We start from the raw sequence: 19,823 nt of genomic DNA, 5'->3' as shown, positions 1-19,823 counted from the left end.
ATGCGAAAGCGCGATTGGACGACACAGCTTGCCCACACGATCAGGGCCGCCATAGAGCGGCCTTTTTCATGGGGCGAATTTGACTGCTGCTTGTTTGCCGCCGACTGCGCCGTGGCGGTGTGCGAGGTGGATCCTGCTGAAGCATACCGGGGCAACTACTCATCCGAGGCAGGCGCAAAGCGGTTGCTGAAGAAACTGCACGGATCCTTGGAGGCGGCATGGGATGCCTGCTTTGCCCGGGTTCAGCCTGGGTTGATCCAGCGCGGCGACATTGCGCTGTACGACGGCCCCAATGGCCGGGGCGTGGCGGTGTTCTGGGCGGATGAGTTCTGGTCGGTATCCCCCGACGGGGTGGGCCGCATCGAGTGTGAGCCGTTGACGGTGTGGAGAGTTGAATGAGTTCAGCAGTCAAGAAGGTTGCCCAGGTTGCCGTCGGCGCCGCGATCGGCTTCGTCCAGGGCGGGCCGTGGGGCGCCTTGGCGGGTGCTGCGCTGGCGTTCTACGTCTCGTCGCAGCAGGACAAGCTCGATACCGGCTCGCTGCGCACCAGTGAGCCTTCCAGCCAGACCCTGCGCTCGTCCAAGGCGGCTGCTCGGTACGTGCTGGGCCGGGTGAGCACTGGTGGCGTTCTAGCTTGGGGGCAGGAGCAGGCCGGCGACCAGACTGACGGCGAATGGTTGCACATGGTCTACGTGCTGTCGGAGGGGGAGATAGATGGCTTGGAAGACATCTTCCTGGGGGAGGAAGTCGTTCAGGCTTACGGCGAGCACGCCTCCTATGAACTGATCACCAACCCGACGCAGGTGAATGCCTTCCTTAAAGCCAACAGCCCGGACTGGCGCGACACCCAGATCGGTCGGGGCCTGTCTTTCGTCCGGCTGTCGTTCAAGTACAGCGCCGAAAAGTATCCCTCCGGCATTCCGGATGTGCGCTTCGTGCTTCGCGGGCGCCGGGATATCTACGATCCTCGGACCGGGACAGCTGGTTACAGCGAAAACACCGCACTTCACATCCTCTGGTTCCTGCGCAACCGGTGCGGCGTGCCGGACGATGAGATCGTGTTCGCGAGTTTTGCCAACAGTGCCAGCGTGTGCGATGAGATGCTGGCCAACGCAGACGGCAGCACCTCGGCGCGGTATCGTTCGGGCTGCGTCATCGGCGCCGACGAGTCGCGCACCCAGGTGATGCAGAAGCTCGAAGCCGCGTGTGGCGGCAAGCTGATCCGTGTTGGCGGCCGCTGGATGCTGCAGGTTGGCGCCTACTACGGCCCATACGACTTCGAGATCACTGAGGACATGGTTATCGGTACCGTCACCGGTAGCACCGAGCCGACCAACGACTCAGCGATCAACACCGTGCGCGGCACCTTCGTGGACCCGTCGCAGGCCTGGGCCGAGACCGACTACCCCGAGGTTTCGGTCAGCCAGTGGGTGGTGGACGACGGTGGCGAGGCGGCAGAAACCTTGTCGTTCTCCTACGTCAGCAATCCGTACCAGGCCCAGCGCCTGGCCAACATCGAACTGCGCCGGCGGCGCGCAGGCGGGACCTTGTCGATCCCCATGAACTTCATGGGCTACAACTGCCGCCCAGGCCGCTCGGTGAAGGTCAACCTGCCGTCGCTGAACATTGTCGGCGAGTTCATCGTCACCGACTGGTCGATGAGCCCCGACAGCGGCTGCAACGTTTCGGTTTCGCAGAATGAGCCGGCCATCTTCGACGACGCCGTGGGCCAGCCGTACAACCCGATTGGCTTCATCAGCATGCCAACCGGTGGCCTGGGCAGTCCGACCGGGCTCACCTGGTCGACCGAAGACAATGCTGAAGTGGTCCAGGGCACTCTGGCGTGGGTGGCACCGTACGGTGTAGTCACCGGTTATGCCGTTACCGTTCGGCAGGGCACTACAGCCGTGCTGGCGCAGCAGGTTCCTTCGACAGCGCTCAAGCTTCCTCTGTCGGGTCTTCCATCAGGCAGCTACACCATGAGCGTGGCCGCCTTGGGTCCGCTGACTCGTTCCGGCGAGGCCAGCATCAGCGTGAGCATCGATGGGCCGCCAATCCCAGAGTCGTGCGTGGTCCAGGCGACTATCGACACCATCACGCTGATCCCGGGCAATACACTGCACGGCCTGAATGGCGGCACCTATGAGTTTTTCTTCTCGACCAACCCACAGGCCACGCAGGGCGACTACCTGGGCCAAGGCCTTAGCTTCACCCATACCGGGCTGGCCTTTGCCACCAACTACGCCTACTTCGTGCGCTCGAAGAATGCCTACGGCGTCAGTGCCTTCCTAAAGGTGGTGGCTTCCACGTCGTCCGACATGAGCAACATGCTTGGCGCTCTTAAGGACAAGATCGAATCCGGGCAGCTCGCGCCTGTGCTGCGCCAGGAGATTTCGTTGATCTCCGGCCCGCCAACTCAGGCCGGATCGGTTGCCCAGCGCGTAGCTGCTGAGGCGACTGCCCGTGCCCAAGCCATCGCCGCCGAAACGCAAGCGCGAACCAAGGCCATAAGCGACGAGGCTGCGGCCCGTGCACAGGGCTTGCTGTCCGAAGCCCAGGCTCGCGGGGCGGCGATCACCAGTGAGGCGCAGGCCCGCCAGTCGGCGGACGATTCGCTAAGCCAGAAGATCGACACCGTCACGGCTTCGGCCGGTAACAATGCGGCGGCGATCCAAGCAGAGGCGACCGCCCGGGCCAATGCTGACTCGGCACTGGGCCAGCGCATTGATACTGTGGCGACCAGCACGGCCGCGAACACCGCAGCGATCGGCAACGAGGCTACGGCGCGGACCAACGCAGACACTGCACTGGCCGCACAGATTGCTACGCTGCGTGCCGAGTCTGGCGGGTTCGATTCCGCGCTCAACTATGGCTTTGCCTCGACTGTTGAGGGATGGACCGGTACGCGCTGTACGCTGGCCGTCGAGAACGGCCGGCTCATCGTTACCAATGACGGGACCGGTGCGGCGTATCTGGGCTCTCCGGTGGTGTCACTCAAAGGGCGTGATCATGACCGAATCCGTTGCCGTATCACACGGCGTGCGGGTTCGGGGTGGAATGGCCAGGTCACCTACGTTACCGCCAACCATGCTTCATCGACGTCCTACCGCAAAGTGATCCCGGATCCCGGCTTGGCGGTTGGCCAGACCGTGGTGCTTGAATGGGACATGTCGCAGCTCACCAATGGCGGCAGCGACTGGACGGATAGCACGGTCACCAGGTTCTACCTGTGGATCAGCTCCGGCACGACCGATGTGTTCGAGATCGACTGGATTGCCGTCGGCCAGATCGCACCGTCGGCGTCGGTTGCGTCAGTGGTGGACGAGCGCACTGCCCGGATCAGTGGTGATGAGGCGAACGCAGCGGCTGCTACCGCACTGCAGAGCAGCTTGACTACCACCAATCAGAACGTCACCGCTGCCCAGCAAGCCGCCCAGGACGCAGCCACGCTGGCGGGCGGTAAAGGCAAGGTGCTGGTGCAGGCGACTGCGCCGGCCGTGGCTGACCGCTTGGCGCAGAACCTCTGGATCGACACCACGAGCGATGCCAACACCCCAAAACGGTGGAATGGTACTGCCTGGGTGGCGGTGACAGACAAGGTGGCCACCGATGCTGCTGCCGCTGCGCAGTCGGCACTCTCGCAGTTGGCTGGCAAGGCGGACGCTTCGGCATTGCAGGCGCTCAGCACGACCGTCAGTAACCATGGCAACACGCTGTCGAGTCAAGGCAGCAGCATCACCGAGCTCAACAACAACCTGCAGACCACCAACGGCAACGTCGCCACGGCTCAACAGGCAGCCCAGGCTGCGGCCAGTCTGGCCGGGAGCAAGGGCAAAGTGCTGTATCAGTCGGCGGCGCCGGCGGTGGCCGATCGCCAGGCCGAGAACCTGTGGTTCGATACCACCGGCGCGGCGAATACGCCCAAGCGCTGGAACGGCAGCGCCTGGGTGGCCGTCACCGACAAGGTCGCGACCGATGCTGCGGCTGCAGCTGCTAGTGCCTTGGCACAGGTGGCGAACAAAGCGGATGCCTCGGCGCTGCAGGCCTTGGATTCCGAGGTTAAAAGCCAAGGCACCCTGCTAACCAGTCAGAGCACAGCGCTCACACAGCTCAAAGCTTCGATTGGGCAGCAGCCGGACAACCTGATCCTCCGAGGCAGTTTCGAGGATGGTCTGACTGATCCGTGGACGGCCAACCCGGTGATCACCAACATCTCCGCGCACCCGTCCGCAGGTAAGGGGATTTCGTTCTACGGCAATAGCTTCTGCGGTGTGGACTACAACATCGTTACCAAGGGAGGTGAGCAGTTCGACCTGGCGGCCGATATTTGGCCGAACTACATGACGGCAGGGCAGACAACTCGCTTACAAATGCAGTTCCGGGACAAGGCTGGGACGAGCCTTGGATACTTCACGGCGTTCTCGGTGCCGGCGGGGACCACAGGCTTCCAGACTTTCACTGGTCGTATCACAGCGCCGGCCGGGTCAGTCTCGGCCCGGTTCGTCACCCGCACCGAGCCAGCGGATAGCACCGGTCGTTCGCTGTGGTGCAACATCGTTGCTCGTCGAGTGACTGCTGCTGATTCCGCCAACGCGGATGCCGTAAGCACGCTGAGCAGCACGGTTACCCAGCAGGGCACGACGCTGACCAGCCAAGGGCAATCGCTGCTCAGCCTGACCAACCGCATGACCGATGCCGAGGGCGTGAATAGCGCCCAGGCAACGGCCATCAGCCAGATGGACACCACGGTCAAGCAGCAAGGCACCGCGATCACCGCGCAAGCCACCCGCCTGGACGGGCTGTATGTCCAGGTGAACCCGGAAATGGAGGGCGATAGCACCGGCTTGGCCGGCGCAACGGGTGGACTGGTTGGCGTATGGACTGAACAATCGGCGCGGATCGAGGATGGGATTGCCGTAGGGCGGCAGGTCGAAACAGTTCAGGCGCAGATGGGGCAGACCAATGCCTCGGTGCAGCAAGTCAGCGAGGTCGTGGCCGGCGTCGATGGTCGAGTGTCTGCTCTTTCGTCTTGGAAGACCGAGACGAACGCCAATGGCAAGAAGGTGGCCACCGGCATCGTCCAAGGAAGTGATGGATCGGTTGGTGAAATTCTGCTGTCGGCCGACCGCGTAGCGATCATAAATGGATTGAACGGGCCTGAGGCAAACCTGTTTGTCTTCCAAAATGGCCAACTTTTCCTGAACTCGGCGCTGATCAACCAAGCGTTCATCCAGAGCCTGGTCGTGGGCATGACGCTCCGGTCCCAAGCGGTTAACGCTCAGGGCCTGCCGCTGATCGAGATCAATTTGGCCTCTGGGTCATTTACGGTGCGCGGGCAGGATGCCAGTGGATCGACATTACTCAACAACGGCGGTTTGTACGTTTACGACGCCAATGGCATCGAGCGTGCGGCAGTGGGGAGGCTTACCTAATGGCTGATCTGCGCGGGCTCCGGACGAAGGATGTGGCCGGGGCTGTGACTTTCGATACAACCATCACCCCAGTCAGATCACTGAAAATGATGCAGGTCACAGGGAATACCGCCTTCGACCAATACATCTCGATCCCAGAGATACACGCCGCCTCGTTCGTGGTGGTTGATGCATTGTTTGATGCAGGGGAGAACACCTATAGCCCGCAGGCGTGGTACTCGCAAGGCCAGCTGCAACTCAGGCAGGCAGAAAACCGTGCATGGCAGGTAATGATCCTCTCGCAAGGAGGTGAGCCATTTGCCGCGCCGGGCAGCTACGGGATACGGGCGCTCAACAACAACGTCCGTACTCAGATCGACGCAATCAACCGAGTGCTTACGATCCGCTACAACGGAAATTTCAACATAGGGTTTCAAGGTCCAGGCAGCGGTTCGCAGATCCAGTGGGGTGATGTGAACTTCGCCGCACCCATAACCACAAACGAGCGGCCGCTAATTTTCCTCAATGCTGCCAACTACATGATGGTGGGCAACTTCTATGTCAAAGGCAGCCCAGGCAACTGGACGGGCTTTCGCATTAAGGCATGGAACAACAACCAGGCGCATGGTGATGTCGCGCTGTATCCAATGCAGATCAAGTGGTTCTGCGCGAGCTACCTAACACCCAATACACCCGCTGGGGACTACGGCGCCTCGGTCAAGGATGCCACCGGTGCCCGTACGTTCGTCACAACCGCCAACCTTTCACTACTGAACGGCCAGCCTGCCAGTAACAGCTTCGTCCAAACGGGTGACCCGATTTCAGGTGGCGCCTATTACCACCCTAGTCAGCAGATGCCGTGGACAGGCAGCTATGACGACTACGTGCTGGCGAACGCTTTGTTCTCCTGCACCAACATTCAGCAGACCGCCCAGCCTATCCGGACCAACTACGGAGGCTTCTTGCCGGGAAATCGGTCGATTCTGCAGATGTACTGCGACAACGCCTCTGGCATCAACCCGCTCACCGCGAATGGGCGAACACTATTTGCGTCCAGGCCCATGAAGCCTCTTTAAGGAACAGACATGGCAAAGCAAGTAATCAACCTCGGGTCTTCGCCAACAGGTGCCGGCGGGGACGATCGCCGTTCGGCTTGGGTGAAGGCCAAGGCCAACTTCACCGAGCTCTACAATTGGCTATCGAACTTGTCGCAAGGCGACGATGTAGCGACTGCGCTGCCTGCTTCTTTGCCGGTGGCCAAGGGTGGCACTGGCGGCACCACTCAGGCAGCTGCACGCACAGGCCTGGGTCTTGGCAGTTCGGCAACCCTAAACACCGGCGCCGCCCAGGGAAACGTGGCTGTTGTCGGGTTTCGCGGACTTGGCATCCAAGGACTTGCTAAAGCCTCATCCGTAAACGTTGTGCTCAGCGGATTCGATGCGTACGACAACACGGTTACCGCGTACTCGCCGTCGACCTACGGCAGCATGCTGACGATGGGCTATCCGTTCGGCGATTGGGCGGGGCAATTGTTCATCAGTTGCACGCCGCAGAGCAAAGCCTGGATTCGTGGCGGCTCACAAGCCAACGCCCCTTTTTACGAGATCTACACCACCGGCAACACCACCCGTGCCGCTGACGGCACATTGAAGGCGATCTGAACATGGCAAGAGCAGCAATCAACATCCTGGGTGACGGTTCGATCATGGACATTACTTCGCTCGGCAGAGGAGACATCTCTGTAGCGCATCCCAGCCCTGGTCAGTACCTGGTGACTGGCACGCTAGGAATGTGCCCTCCGCCAGAGGGCTGGGGGTATGTGATCAACCAAGCGGACTCAGGAGCATCTGTCGCTATCTCGTTCACAGATGGCGTCCTGTTGGTCAGCGTGGCCAAGGAAGGAGAGCCGGCCGACCTGGTTCACAGCATCACCTTGCACGTATCTGTGGAAGATCTGCCAGCCCCTCAGGTTCCCGATAGCCCTGCTCCAGAACCGGTAGACCCACTGGCGCTGGCTCAGGTGGAGGCAGCTCGGCTGCGAGCAATTGCCGACGCTGCCATTGCGCCGCTGCAGGATGCTGTCGATCTGGATGACGCCACGGTGGATGAAATGCGCCGCCTCACGGCTTGGAAGCGGTACCGCGTTGCCTTGAGCCGATTACCTGAGCAGGCCGGCTGGCCAACTGAGATCGATTGGCCTGCGCAACCGGCCTGACTTGCAGAACCACCCAAACCCAACCGCCGCCTGGCGGTATTTTTTTGCCTGGAGAAAACCCATGCCTTTCATCGTCATCGACCGTACCAACGCCTTGGGCCCGTTGCGCACCGTGGAGTACGCCACCGAAGCTGAGGCTGATGCAGCTGCACGCGAGCTTCTGAACGCCCAGCCTGGAAACGAAGTTCTCACCGCCCAGCTGGTCAAGCGCTACTCCGCTCAGGTGAGCGTGACCGTTCAGGAGGCCGAAGCACTGCCAGTAGAGGAGCCGGCCCAATGAGCACTCCCCGCGGCGTACGCAATTGCAACCCTGGGAACATCGACTTCAATCCGCGCAACGCTTGGCAGGGCCAGCTGGGGCTGGAGGAGGGCGTGGCTAAGCCGCGCTTCGCTCGATTCGACCAGGCCGAGAACGGTATCCGCGCCCTGGGCAAGCTGCTGCTGAACTACCGAGGCAAGGACGGCATGCCTGGTGTCGGCCGTCCCGGCATCGACACCCCGCTGGAGTTCATCAGCCGCTGGGCGCCCTCCAGCGAGAACAACACCCTGGCTTACGCGCAGGCCATTGCCAAGCGCCTCGGCGTTGGCGTGCGCGACTCTATCGACATCTCCAAGCCGCAGGTGCTGCGCGAAGCCGTGCTCGGCATCATCGTCCACGAGAACGGCGGCAACCCGTACAAGCCCGAGGTGATCGACGAAGGTGTGCAGAGGGCCCTGGCATGATGCCGTTACCGGTTGAGGGCGGTCGTCTGGCCGCCGCACTGCTGGGCTCAGTGTTGCTGTTAGGTGTGGGTGGTGCCGGCGGTGCGTGGCTGTCAGCCACCCATTACCGACCGCAGTTGGATCAGGCCAACAAGGAGGCGACGACTTGTGTAGCTGCCCGGGACAACTTGAGTGGGCTGGCGGCAGAGCAGGGCAAGGCACTGGGCGACCTGGCTCTTGCTGCAAATGAGCGCCAGGCTGGCGCTGAGAAGGCTGTGGGTGAGGCAAAGGCCAGCGCGGATGTTGACTACGCCGCAGCGAACCGACTGCAACAGGAGCGCACCGGTGGCGATCAGTGTTCGGCTGCGGTTTCCATCATCGATCAGGAGCTGGGCTTATGAGGTGGCGATTGCTGCTGGGCTGCCTGCTGTTGGCAGGGTGTGCTGGCAAGGTCGAGCCGCAGGTTCAGTACGTGCGCGTCGAGGTGCCGGTGCAGGTGCCGTGTCGCGCGCCAGAGGTCGCTGCGCCGCCATGGGCCGCTGCCGGCCTGCGCAAGAGTGATAGCTTGGAAGTGAAGGTCCGGGCGCTCCTAGCTGAGCGGAGGCAGAGGATCGGGTACGAGAAAGAACTGGGGGCGGCCGTAGCCGCTTGTCGATGAGGGGGCTTCCGCCCCCTCTGATCAAGGCCTGCTGACGGCCTTGACGGCGCTGCTCAGCTTCTGGCTCTCAAAAAGCTTTGCATACCCCGACTGCAAGCAGTCGTACTGGTACATTGTGCGAAGAAGCCATATTTTTTGGGCTATTCGGAATATCGTGTGTAAAGCATGAGGGTCAGCTATAATCTAAATCCGGATTATCGTGTGGATTGGAGATATGAATGAGCTGGCTCTTTTCGCAGGCGCTGGTGGAGGATTGCTTGCCAGCCACCTCCTTGGATTCAGAACGGTCTGTGCCGTCGAGCACAACGCACATGCACAGCGGGTACTCGTGCAGCGACAGAATGACAAGCTGCTCAACCCCTTCCCGATCTGGGATGACGTTCGAACCTTTGACGGGCGACCGTGGAAAGGAGTTGTTGACCTCGTATCTGGAGGATTTCCCTGTCAGGCCTTCAGCACAGCGGCTGCTGGACGCAACAACGCTGAAAACCTTTGGCCGGAGATGCGGAGAATCGTGGCAGATGTCGCTCCCCGGCTTGTCTTCGCCGAAAACGTCGCGGCAGAAGCAATCGAGATGGCGGCTCAAGACCTCCGAGCTATGGGTTACAAGGTCAAGGCAGTTCCCTTATCAGCGGCAGACGTGGGTGCTGACCACATTCGGGAGCGATACTGGCTACTTGCATACGCCGACGACAAAAGCGAACTATTGCGCCAGTTCAATGCAAAAATGGCCAGCTGCCCGAGAGTTCACTCGCGTGTTTGGTCGGCCAACCCCGGAAGCCCACGAATGGCTGATGGGATGGCCAATCGGATGGACAGATACCAGGCCTCTGGAAACGGACAAGTGGCTATCGTGGCTGCGCTCGCATTCATTCTGCTTGCAGAGCAGTTCGTCTAAGGAAGCTGCGTGACCGATATTCTTGATCTTCCGGACTGGAAAGTCCTGACCTCCCGCCTCGATGGCGGCACTTACACCATCGAGGCGGAGTACACCCAACCCCTCCAGGCCTGCACCAAATGCGGCGTAGTGGGGAAGCTGTATCGTCACGGCCCAAAGCTGGTTACCTACCGCGATAGCCCCATCAGGGGCGCTCATGTCCAGCTTGAAGCGAAGGTGCAGCGCTACAAGTGCCGCGAGTGCGGTGGAACGTCTCTCCAGCCACTGGAGGGCGTCGAGGTTGATCGGCGCATGACGAAGCGGTGCGTCGAGTACATCAAGACTCAGTGCCTGCGTGACACGTTCACCAGGCTGGCCGAGCACATCGGTTGCGACGAGAAGACGATCCGCAACATTGCGAACGACTACGTTCACTACATGAACACCCAGTTCAAGCCGTACCTGCCCAACTGGTTGGGCATCGACGAAACCAAGATCGCCGGGGATATGCGCTGCGTGCTGACAGACGTTGGCCGGAACGTGCCTATCGACATTCTTCCCCATCGAGACCAGGACACCCTGGCTCGCTGGCTCCACGGTTTCTCAGACCGCTCAACGCTATTGGGCGTGGCCACTGACATGTGGCGCCCATACCTGAACGTGGTGAACATGATGGCTCCTGGCGTGCCAGTGGTCATCGACAAGTTCCACGTTGTGCGGATGGCCAACTATGCCGTGGACAAGACCCGCATCCGGCGCGGTAAGGCCCAGGGCGTGAAGGTCAACAAGGAGTGGAAGCGCAGCAAGGTACTGCTCAACAAGAGCGGAGCCAACCTCACCGACAAACAAGCCTTCAACCTGGATATGTGGGTGGAAAACGACGCCGAGATTGGTCAGTCGTACCAGTTCAAGGAGGACTTCTACGCCCTGTACAACCTCCCCAAGGCCGAGGCAGTCCCAGCTATTGAGGCATGGGTCGCGCAGGTGAAGGCAAGCGATGTCGCGGCGGATTACAAAGACCTTCTGTCGGCCCTGAAGAATTGGCGGCAGCAGATCATCAACTACTTCGACAACCCTATCACCAACGGTTACACCGAGGCCCTGAACGGCATGACGAAGGTCATCAACCGAAACGGGCGTGGCTATACGTTCGAAATCATCCGGGCTCGCGTCCTGTTCTCCCGCAGCGCCCGAGCAGGGCAGACACCTGAATGGTTCTGCGCAAGCTGCGGAGGTCTTTTCTACGAAGATGAGCGAGCCGTTTGGATGCCAACCGAGGCTGGTGATGATCGAAAACACTGCCTCTGTGAAGAGTGCAATGAGCGATCAATTACACAGTCGATGGAGTGGGAAGACACCATCGACTGGGCTGAGGTTTACACACAGTTATCCGAATAGCCATTTTTTGCCATAGAGCATCATCCATAGCATGCTGGGTCACGTTGAGATTCAGGAGGGCAGCCTCCCTCATATCAATCACCGAGCCATGGGAGTGGTAGTGCCCTCGTGTAGCCATCTTCGAGATTGTCTCGTCAATAGCCCCCGGTATATGAGACATCATGCCTTTAGAAAGCAACTCACGCGCCAGCTTTTCGGTCTGCCCCCGCGTGGTCAAGGCTAGCTGATACTCAATGGGGTTGAACGACCCTGCTGGTGCATTAAGGATGAACTCCACCGGGACACCATTGTAAGACGGATCGATAGGGCCTAGCTCAGACTCTACCCCCATCATTATGGTGGATCCTGACAGAGCTATCACGGTGCCGTTACTTTTGGCGCGGCGTGGGATAATGACTCGCAGATCAGGAGCGGCCTGCTGGAGCAGGGAGCAAATTTTCTCTGTTGGGTCGGTGTAACCGCCGTTTGTCTCAAGCAGCAGGTCAATAGGCTTGCCCAAGGCACCGCGCAAAAGCTCCGCGAACAGGACATCATCACCCATGTCAATCTGGGCGCCCGACTGTTCACATTCGGTGAAGTAAACGATCAGCTCTCGGCCGGTATCCTCTTGAATGTCAGAGATCAACTGCTGACGAAGATACCGGTCCTTGTGCGTGACCCAGAAAAGCGGGGATTGAGACGGCAGCGTCTTAGAGCGGGGAAAGCAATCCGGCATGATGGCGAGCGTCCTGTTCGTCATGGGTTTTTTGGCTTTCACCAAGGGCAAATACCGTTAGGCCTGCGTTCATGCGCTCGCTTGCCTGACGAATGGCCTCATATGGATCGCGGCTTGCAGGGGCGGTTACCTCGTCTTTGACGATAACCTGGTCGGTCCGAGTACCGAAAAGATTTCGGGCTTGAGCCATCGCGCTTGACTCTTGGAAATATACGCTGCTCATGAGCTGCTCCATTGAAAGATCAGCGGTGTTCTTCGCTAATAGACTTATCCACAGGATTTGCACACCGTATGGACAAGGTGGCTCGCGATTATCGCTACGTCAAGCTCCAAGTCAAATCATATTTTGACTGGAAGGCGCCTGTGCCAGTGAAACCGATGAGCCCCCTCTAAAGAAGTCGACGAGCGGGGCAAAGAACCCTCGGCCCCCCTTATTCTGCTTTGCCGCTGACGGCGCGATCTGTCCGCGCTTGGCTGTAATTCTCGTACCACTTTTTGTACCAAAAGAGGTTTTTTATGGGGGAATCAGGGGGATTTATGGCCCCTGAAAGCCTTTAAAACCCCCTTTTCCAATACTCCTGCTAATCCGCACATAGGTCCTTACCGGTTTTTCCGTTGGGGAGGGGGTGCCCCGGATTAGGGCACCTTAAGGAACTGACCTATGTGCTTTTTGAGAGTTTTAGAACGATTTGTTATATGAGGTTCAGAGGGTAGGTGCTTGCCGTGAGCTTTGTGGTGTTGCGCAAATCGAGCGCCGCCCGCGCGGCGCTCGATCTCACAGGCGCAAAGAGTGTCAAGGCGAACACCCGCGAATCCGTTTATAGCCTTAAAGGGTCACAACCATGCGGCGTCCCAGTGGGGATAATCACCGATCTTCTTGGCCAGACCCGCCCTTAATGGATTACAAATCACATATCTTGCAATCTTGCGGACATCTTCTTCCTGGCGAAGGGCATGATCCTGATAGCCTGCCTGCCATACTTTTTCCCGTTTCATTCCTTGCTGATACAGCGCATGGCTGCTGCGTGATTTAAATCGTCGCATCAAACTACTCAGCGTCGAATCGTTGAGCTGAATTAGCCAATGAACATGGTCTGGCATCACCACCCAGGCTAGTGACTTACACGCCAACTCACGCTCTGCTTGACGGAGTTGCTGCACTACCGCTCTGGCTAGCCAAAAATTGCTGAATAGTTGTTTTCGATTATTCGTTACGGTGGTTAGCAGATACATGCTCCCGGGTGATGAAAAGCGACCTCGGCGCAAAATATGAGATCGAGCACGTTCCATGTGGTTTCCTCTTCCAACAGTAAGGGAAACATAGGTGGGTACGAGGAGCAGGGCTAGGCTGAAATCGTTACTGGGTGTGGGGTTAGCCGTGCGGCGCTTCGCGGCTGTTCGCTTTGACACTTTCTGCGCCTATGAGATCGAGCGCCGCCCGCGCGGCGCTTCGCGGGGCAAGCCCGCTCCCACATTTGTTGCAACGTGCCGAACCTGAAAGGCCATGGTTGTCAGCCTTGGTGGGCTGGCAGGATTTCTGAGCTGGCATTGCTACCGCCCCACTTGTCTCAAGCCATGCACCAAGGCTGACAACGCCTCCTCCACAGGCATGGCCACGTTGCAACAAATGTGGGAGCGGGCTTGCCCCGCGAAGCGCCGCGCGGGCGGCGCTCGATCTCACAGGCGCAGCAAATCCGTCGGCAAGCCCCCGATGCAATCACTTACCCCGAATCAGCTTACGCAACGCAAACCGGTTCGGATGACAAGCCTCCGCCACTGCCCGCGGCAACGGCAACGGTTCCCCGCATACCCAAGCCGCCACCAGCTCGCCACTTAGCGGCGCCGTGATCAACCCGCGCGACCCGTGCCCGCTGTTCACATACAACCCCTCCAGCCAAGGGCAGGCCAAATCCGGCACCTGACGCGCATCCCGGCTCAGCACCGCATAGGCCTGGGCAAACGCCTGCACATCAGCTACCGGCCCCACGATCGGCAGGTAATCCGGGCTGGTGCAACGGAAGGCTGCGCGCCCCTGCAACTGCTCAGGGGCCAACTCGGCTGTGCCCAAGCGCTGCGCCAGGTCGACGGAAATCTCGTCCAGCAGCGCCAGGTTGCCCTGGTGTTCGGCAACCGTTGGCGCCAGGTCTTCGCTGTGGAAGTCGAAGCTTGCGCCCAAGGTATGCTCGTTCCCGCGGGGTGGCGCTACATAGCCCTCTGCGCATACCACCGTGCTGAGCATGCGGCTGCTGGCAGTGGCCGGCAGCCGGGTAATCTGCCCGCGAATACGTTTGAGCGGCAACTGTGCGCAAGGCTCGAAACGCCGAACGTCGGCGGCACCGGCCAGGATAACCACAGGCGCACTGGCCAGCAGGCGTTCACCCGCCCAGGCTTGCCACTGGTCATCCACCTTGCGCAGCTCAAGCACTTCCTGATGTGTCATCAGCTGAATCCCCGGGTGCTGCAACTGCTGCTGGCACAGGGCAGGCGGGTGTACCCAACCGCCTTCGGGGTAGAACAGGCCGCCGGCAGGCAGGGCCACACCGGCAATGGCTTCGGCCTCGGTGCGCGCCAGGGTGTGTAGCAAGGCGTGGTCGAAAGCGGCAGCCAGTTTGCCCTGGCGTTCGGCCTCTTTGCTGTCGAAGGCCAGTTGCAGCACCCCGCAGGCATCCCAGTCCCGACCACGCTGCAAGCGCTCGAGTTGGCGACGGGTGTAGCCGAAGCCGGACAGGATCATTTGCGACAGCGCGGTGCCATGCGCAGACAGCTTGAGGTACAGCACCCCCTGCGGGTTGCCCGAGGCTTCCCGGGCCGGTGCATCGTGGCGTTCCAGCACGGTCACCTGCCAGCCACGCCGGGCCAGGCTGGCAGCGGTTGTGCTGCCAGCGAGCCCGGCTCCGATCACGAGCGCTTCACGCGGCCCAGAAATGCCCGGCGGGCGTGCATACCAAGGCGCATTGGGGCCGGGCCGGGGGCCGACGTAAGCGCCGCTCATCACTTCCCACTTCTTGCCGATGCCCGGCACCTTCTTCATGGCGAAGCCGGCTTCGACCAGGCTGCGGCGTACCCAACCCGTGGTGGTGAAGGTGCCCAGTACGGTGCCTGCGTGCGACAGCCGCGCCAGTTGCGCAAACAGCTCCGGGGTCCACATGTCAGGGTTCTTCGCCGGGGCGAAACCATCGAGGAACCACACATCGATCTGCGCATCGAGCTGCGGCAGCTGTTCCAGTACATCACCGACCAGCAGCGTGAGGGTGACCCTACCCTCGGCGAAGGTGAATTGCTGGAAGCCCTGGTGAACCGCCACGTATTGCGCCAGCAGCGGCTCGGTGTAGGCGGCAAGCTCCGGCCACAGGTGTACTGCGCGGGCCATGTCGGCCAGGCTGAGTGGGTATTTTTCGACGCTGACGAAGTGCAGGCGCGCGTTGCTGTGCGCGTGTTCATCAAACAGCTGCCAAGCGCAGAAAAAGTTCATGCCAGTGCCAAAGCCGGTTTCGCCGATCACCAGGCTGGCGTGCGGGGCCTGGTTGGCAAAACGCTCGGCCAGGCGGGTCTGGCCGAGGAACACATGCTTGGTTTCTTCGATGCCTTCGTTGACCGCGAAGTAGACGTCATCGTATTGCCGCGAGTGGGGACGGCCCTGGTCGTCCCAGTCGATCTGGGCGTGCTGGAGGAGGGTGGACATGGTTGGCTCGGTTGCAGCAGATGGGCGGGATTTTATGCCATCTGGTGATTTTGCGCAGGCACAGGCGGCCCACAAATCCGCTAGTCTTGCTTATCCATTGAAGGAGCCAGTGCATGTTTGAATCCGCCGAAATCGGCCACAGCATCGACAAGGAGGCTTACGACGCCGAGGTACCCGCTTTACGCGAGGCCCTGCTCGAAGCCCAGTACGAACTCAAGCAGCAGGCGCGTTTCCCGGTGATCGTGCTGATCAACGGCATCGAAGGTGCCGGCAAGGGTGAGACGGTAAAACTGCTCAACGAGTGGATGGACCCGCGCATGATCGATGTGCTCACCTTCGACCAGCAGACCGACGAAGAGCTGGCTCGCCCGCCAGCCTGGCGTTATTGGCGGGCCTTGCCCCCCAAAGGGCGGATGGGCGTGTTTTTCGGCAACTGGTACAGCCAGATGCTGCAGGGGCGGGTGCACGGGGTATTCAAGGATGCCGTGCTCGACCAGGCCATCATGGGCGCCGAGCGTCTGGAGCAGATGCTGTGCGATGAAGGTGCGCTGATCATCAAATTCTGGTTCCACCTGTCCAAGAAGCAGATGAAGGCGCGGTTGAAATCGCTCAAGGACGACCCGCTGCACAGCTGGAAGATCAGCCCGCTGGACTGGCAGCAGTCCGAAACCTACGACCGTTTTGTGCGCTTTGGCGAGCGCGTGCTGCGCCGCACCAGCCGCGACTATGCGCCGTGGCATATCATCGAGGGCGTCGACCCGAACTACCGTAGCCTGGCGGTAGGGCGCATCCTGCTGGAAAGCCTGCAAGCCGCGCTGGCCCACAACCCCAAGGGCAAGCACCAGGGCAACGTGGCCCCGCTGGGCCGTAGCATCGACGGCCGCAGCCTGTTAGGTGCCCTGGACATGACCCAGCGGCTGGACAAATCCGACTACCAGGAACAGCTCGTCACCGAACAGGCCCGCCTGGCCGGCCTGCTGCGCGACAAGCACATGCGCAGGCACGCGTTGGTGGCGGTGTTCGAAGGCAACGACGCTGCCGGCAAGGGCGGCGCCATCCGCCGGGTGGCGGCGGCGCTGGACCCGCGTCAGTACCGTATCGTGCCGATTGCCGCACCCACCGAAGAAGAACGCGCGCAGCCTTACCTGTGGCGATTCTGGCGGCATATCCCGGCACGCGGCAAGTTCACCATTTTCGACCGATCCTGGTATGGCCGGGTGCTGGTCGAGCGGGTGGAGGGCTTCTGCAGCCCGGCCGACTGGATGCGCGCCTACAGCGAGATCAACGACTTTGAAGAGCAGTTGGTGAATGCCGGCGTGGTGTTGGTCAAGTTCTGGCTGGCGATTGATCAGCAGACCCAGCTGGAACGGTTCGAGGAGCGTGAGCAGATTCCGTTCAAGCGTTACAAGATCACCGAGGACGACTGGCGCAACCGCGACAAGTGGGACGACTACGTCCAGGCCGTAGGCGACATGGTCGACCGCACCAGCAGCGAGATCGCGCCGTGGACGTTGGTAGAGGCCAACGACAAGCGCTGGGCGCGGGTTAAGGTGTTGCGCACCATCAACCAGGCGCTTGAGGCGGCGTTTGCCAAGGACAAAAAATAGCTGAAGTGCTCGGCTGCCTGTACCGGCCTCTTAGCGGGCAAGCCCGCGAAGAGGCCGGTACAGGTTATAGGTGGTTCAGCCTTTACCACCCGGTGCCAGCATGTTCTCCGGCCTTACCCACTGGTCGAACTGCTCATTGGTCAGGTACTTCAGCTCCAGCGCCGCCTCGCGCAAGGTCTTGCCCTCGCTATAAGCCTTCTTGGCAATCTCCGCCGACTTGTCATAGCCAATATGCGGGTTAAGCGCCGTCACCAGCATCAATCCGCGCTCCAGGTGCGCGGCCATCTGCCCGGCATCCGGCTCGATACCCGCCACGCAGTGCTCCTGGAAGTTGCGACAGCCATCCGCCAGCAACTCGATCGACTGTAACAGGTTATGGATGATCACCGGCTTGAACACGTTCAGCTGCAAGTGCCCTTGGCTGGCGGCAAAGCCGATGGCCGCGTCGTTGCCCAGCACCTGGCAGGCCAGCATCGACAACGCCTCGCACTGGGTAGGGTTGACTTTGCCCGGCATGATCGAGCTGCCGGGTTCGTTGGCTGGCAGGCGCACTTCGGCCAGCCCGGCGCGCGGGCCGGAGCCGAGCAGGCGCAGGTCGTTGGCAATTTTCATCAGGGCCACGGCCAGGGTTTTCAGGGCGCCCGCCAGGCTGGTCAGCGGTTCGTGGCCGGCGAGGGCGGCGAATTTGTTCGGCGCAGTGACGAACGGCAGGCCGGACTCCGCCGCCAGCTCGGCAGCGATGGCTTCGGCAAAACCATGCGGTGCATTAAGGCCGGTACCCACGGCGGTGCCGCCCTGGGCCAGCTCGCAGACTGCCGGCAGGGTGGCGCGGATGGCTCGCTGGGCGTAATCGAGCTGGGCAACGAAGGCCGAGACTTCCTGGCCGAAGGTGATTGGCGTGGCATCCATCATGTGCGTGCGGCCGGTCTTCACCAGCTTTTGGTGGCGCGCTGACAACTCTGCCAGGCCCGACGACAGGTCGGCGATGGCCGGCAGCAGTTTTTCATGCACTGCCTGGGCGGCAGCAATGTGCATGGCGGTGGGGAAGCAGTCGTTGGAGCTTTGCGAGCGGTTGACGTGGTCGTTGGGGTGTACCGGCGCCTTGCCGCCACGGCCCTTGCCGGCCAGTTCGTTGGCGCGCCCGGCAATCACTTCGTTGACGTTCATGTTGCTCTGGGTGCCGCTGCCGGTTTGCCAGACGACCAACGGAAACTGGTCGTCATGCTGGCCATCCAGCACTTCGTCGGCGGCCTGCTCGATCAGCCGGGCGATGTCGGCCGGCAGGTCGCCATTGCGGTCGTTGACGCGTGCAGCGGCCTTCTTGATCAGCGCCAGGGCGTGCAGCACCGCGAGGGGCATGCGTTCCTTGCCAATGGCGAAGTTGATCAGCGAACGCTGGGTTTGCGCACCCCAGTAGGCGTCCTCCGGAACTTCGACCGGGCCCAGGCTGTCTGTCTCGATACGGCTCATTCTGTACTCACTCCTGTGTAGTTCGAATTCGCAGTTTAGGCCCTGAATCGACAGAGCGGTTCCGTCGCTCGTCGTGCCACTTGAGCACATCGCCACCACGGCGCAGAATGCTCTACTCTGAGGTTCCCGCCTCCCTCTCTTTGAAGGAAATGCAATGACCCGTCTCCGTGTCCTTTGTGCCGCCGTTGCCCTGGTTTGCGCCAGCGGCCAGGTGCTCGCTGCCACCGCCAGCCATAACGCTGCTGCCGAGAAGTTCCTGACCCTGGCCAACGCCGACAAGCTGGGCACCCCGGTGTACATGCAAGTGCAGCAGATGTTCGCCCAGCGCTTCGCCCAGACCAAGGCCCCGGCCGCCAAGCAGCCGGTGCTGGAAAGCTACCAGGCCAAGGCCAACGCCGCACTGGACAACGCCATCGGCTGGAACAAGCTGAAGCCGAAGATGGTCGACCTGTACACCCAGACGTTCACCGAGCAGGAACTGAAAGACCTGGTCAAGTTCTACGAATCGCCGCTGGGCAAGAAAGTGCTGCGTGAAATGCCCAAGGTCACCCAGCAATCGGCCCAGCTGACCCAGCAAAGCCTGGAGCCAGCAGTACCGGTGGTGAACAAGCTGCTGGAAGACATGACCAAAGAGCTGGACCCGAACGCTGGCAAGGCCGCCGCGCCGGCGAAGAAGTGAGTACGCCGCAATGACCATGCAGCAGCGCATTGAACAGCAACTGGCGGCCCTGGCGCCGGAACACCTGCAAGTGCTCAACGAAAGCCACATGCACAGTCGTGGTCAGGAGACCCACTACAAGGCAGTGATCGTCAGCGAGCAGTTTGCCGGGTTGAACAGCGTCAAGCGCCACCAGAAGGTGTACGCCACCATGGGTGAGCTGATGGGCGAAATTCACGCCCTGGCCATCCACACCTACACCGCCGAAGAGTGGGCCAAGGTCGGCGTTGCACCGGCCTCGCCTGTGTGTGCGGGCGGCGGGCACTGAAACCTTTCTGTCGTTCTGGTAGAATTCGCAACGCGCCGCTTGTCGGCGCGTTTTTATTTGTCAACCCGGTCCGCCCCTTACGAGGGCAACCACCTGGAGAAC

The 19,823-nt window shown here is 61.0% G+C and carries 19 protein-coding genes; 14 read left to right on the top strand and 5 right to left on the bottom strand.

What is annotated here, in order from left to right; translation table 11 throughout:
* The 11 genes from D8767_RS22245 to D8767_RS22195 all read left to right on the top strand — a co-directional run bounded on the left by D8767_RS22245 (nucleotide 1) and on the right by D8767_RS22195 (nucleotide 11,261).
* Entirely contained in the window at nucleotides 1-399 is a 399-nt protein-coding gene (locus tag D8767_RS22245) for a hypothetical protein (protein WP_016715887.1), read from the top strand.
* Nucleotides 396-5,432, top strand: a complete 5,037-nt coding sequence (locus D8767_RS22240) for a DUF1983 domain-containing protein (RefSeq protein WP_122048412.1) — start codon at nucleotides 396-398, stop codon at nucleotides 5,430-5,432. Before D8767_RS22245 ends, D8767_RS22240 begins: the two co-directional genes overlap by 4 nt.
* The gene (locus tag D8767_RS22235; protein WP_122048411.1) at nucleotides 5,432-6,487 is read left to right on the top strand and encodes a hypothetical protein; all 1,056 of its coding nucleotides are present in this window, start codon (nucleotides 5,432-5,434) and stop codon (nucleotides 6,485-6,487) included. The genes D8767_RS22240 and D8767_RS22235 overlap by 1 nt, the downstream gene beginning before the upstream one ends.
* Before the next feature lie 9 nt (nucleotides 6,488-6,496).
* Entirely contained in the window at nucleotides 6,497-7,072 is a 576-nt protein-coding gene (locus D8767_RS22230; protein WP_028699393.1) for a hypothetical protein, read from the top strand.
* Nucleotides 7,073-7,074: 2 nt separating this feature from the next.
* A complete protein-coding gene (locus D8767_RS22225; RefSeq protein WP_122048410.1) occupies nucleotides 7,075-7,626 on the top strand; it encodes a tail fiber assembly protein in 552 nt (183 codons plus the stop codon).
* A gap of 61 nt (nucleotides 7,627-7,687) precedes the next feature.
* Nucleotides 7,688-7,906: a hypothetical protein gene (locus tag D8767_RS22220; RefSeq protein ID WP_122048409.1), complete on the top strand. Its 219-nt coding sequence runs from the start codon at nucleotides 7,688-7,690 to the stop codon at nucleotides 7,904-7,906.
* A complete protein-coding gene (locus D8767_RS22215) occupies nucleotides 7,903-8,349 on the top strand; it encodes a structural protein P5 (protein WP_122048408.1) in 447 nt (148 codons plus the stop codon). The genes D8767_RS22220 and D8767_RS22215 overlap by 4 nt, the downstream gene beginning before the upstream one ends.
* Nucleotides 8,346-8,729 carry a hypothetical protein gene (locus tag D8767_RS22210; RefSeq protein ID WP_016715002.1) on the top strand — a complete coding sequence of 128 codons (384 nt, stop codon included), beginning with the start codon at nucleotides 8,346-8,348 and terminating at the stop codon, nucleotides 8,727-8,729. The genes D8767_RS22215 and D8767_RS22210 overlap by 4 nt, the downstream gene beginning before the upstream one ends.
* A complete protein-coding gene (locus tag D8767_RS22205; protein WP_122048407.1) occupies nucleotides 8,726-8,986 on the top strand; it encodes a hypothetical protein in 261 nt (86 codons plus the stop codon). The genes D8767_RS22210 and D8767_RS22205 overlap by 4 nt, the downstream gene beginning before the upstream one ends.
* Before the next feature lie 214 nt (nucleotides 8,987-9,200).
* The gene (locus D8767_RS22200) at nucleotides 9,201-9,884 is read left to right on the top strand and encodes a DNA cytosine methyltransferase (protein ID WP_121757577.1); all 684 of its coding nucleotides are present in this window, start codon (nucleotides 9,201-9,203) and stop codon (nucleotides 9,882-9,884) included.
* 9 nt (nucleotides 9,885-9,893) lie between these two features.
* Complete coding sequence (locus D8767_RS22195) at nucleotides 9,894-11,261, top strand: ISL3 family transposase (protein ID WP_121757576.1); 1,368 nt, start codon at nucleotides 9,894-9,896, stop codon at nucleotides 11,259-11,261.
* Here D8767_RS22195 and D8767_RS22190 read toward each other — a convergent pair.
* The 4 genes from D8767_RS22190 to mnmC form a co-directional block, all read right to left on the bottom strand.
* Nucleotides 11,194-11,976: a hypothetical protein gene (locus D8767_RS22190; RefSeq protein WP_256658598.1), complete on the bottom strand. Its 783-nt coding sequence runs from the start codon at nucleotides 11,974-11,976 to the stop codon at nucleotides 11,194-11,196. The genes D8767_RS22195 and D8767_RS22190 overlap by 68 nt on opposite strands.
* The gene (locus D8767_RS22185) at nucleotides 11,951-12,199 is read right to left on the bottom strand and encodes a hypothetical protein (RefSeq protein ID WP_016715004.1); all 249 of its coding nucleotides are present in this window, start codon (nucleotides 12,197-12,199) and stop codon (nucleotides 11,951-11,953) included. The genes D8767_RS22190 and D8767_RS22185 overlap by 26 nt, the downstream gene beginning before the upstream one ends.
* Nucleotides 12,200-12,810: 611 nt before the next feature.
* Nucleotides 12,811-13,266, bottom strand: a complete 456-nt coding sequence (locus tag D8767_RS22180) for a transposase (protein WP_081259035.1) — start codon at nucleotides 13,264-13,266, stop codon at nucleotides 12,811-12,813.
* Nucleotides 13,267-13,693: 427 nt separating this feature from the next.
* Nucleotides 13,694-15,658: a bifunctional tRNA (5-methylaminomethyl-2-thiouridine)(34)-methyltransferase MnmD/FAD-dependent 5-carboxymethylaminomethyl-2-thiouridine(34) oxidoreductase MnmC gene (gene mnmC / locus D8767_RS22175; protein WP_016715007.1), complete on the bottom strand. Its 1,965-nt coding sequence runs from the start codon at nucleotides 15,656-15,658 to the stop codon at nucleotides 13,694-13,696.
* Between the two features lie 113 nt (nucleotides 15,659-15,771).
* On the opposite strand from mnmC, the gene pap reads away from it, so the two are divergent.
* A complete protein-coding gene (pap, locus tag D8767_RS22170; RefSeq protein WP_016715008.1) occupies nucleotides 15,772-17,265 on the top strand; it encodes a polyphosphate:AMP phosphotransferase in 1,494 nt (497 codons plus the stop codon).
* A gap of 75 nt (nucleotides 17,266-17,340) precedes the next feature.
* Here pap and D8767_RS22165 read toward each other — a convergent pair whose 3' ends face one another.
* A complete protein-coding gene (locus D8767_RS22165; RefSeq protein WP_016715009.1) occupies nucleotides 17,341-18,735 on the bottom strand; it encodes a class II fumarate hydratase in 1,395 nt (464 codons plus the stop codon).
* A 154-nt stretch (nucleotides 18,736-18,889) separates the two neighbouring features.
* On the opposite strand from D8767_RS22165, the gene D8767_RS22160 reads away from it, so the two are divergent.
* Nucleotides 18,890-19,414, top strand: a complete 525-nt coding sequence (locus tag D8767_RS22160) for a DUF2059 domain-containing protein (protein WP_003252642.1) — start codon at nucleotides 18,890-18,892, stop codon at nucleotides 19,412-19,414.
* 10 nt (nucleotides 19,415-19,424) lie between these two features.
* Complete coding sequence (locus tag D8767_RS22155; RefSeq protein ID WP_016715010.1) at nucleotides 19,425-19,721, top strand: BolA family transcriptional regulator; 297 nt, start codon at nucleotides 19,425-19,427, stop codon at nucleotides 19,719-19,721.
* The last annotated feature ends 102 nt before the right edge of the window (nucleotides 19,722-19,823 follow it).

The sequence above is a fragment of the Pseudomonas sp. LTGT-11-2Z genome (assembly GCF_003691445.1).
GTDB classification, from domain to species: Bacteria; Pseudomonadota; Gammaproteobacteria; order Pseudomonadales; family Pseudomonadaceae; genus Aquipseudomonas; species Aquipseudomonas monteilii.
This window is presented reverse-complemented; position numbering and strand designations above follow the sequence as displayed.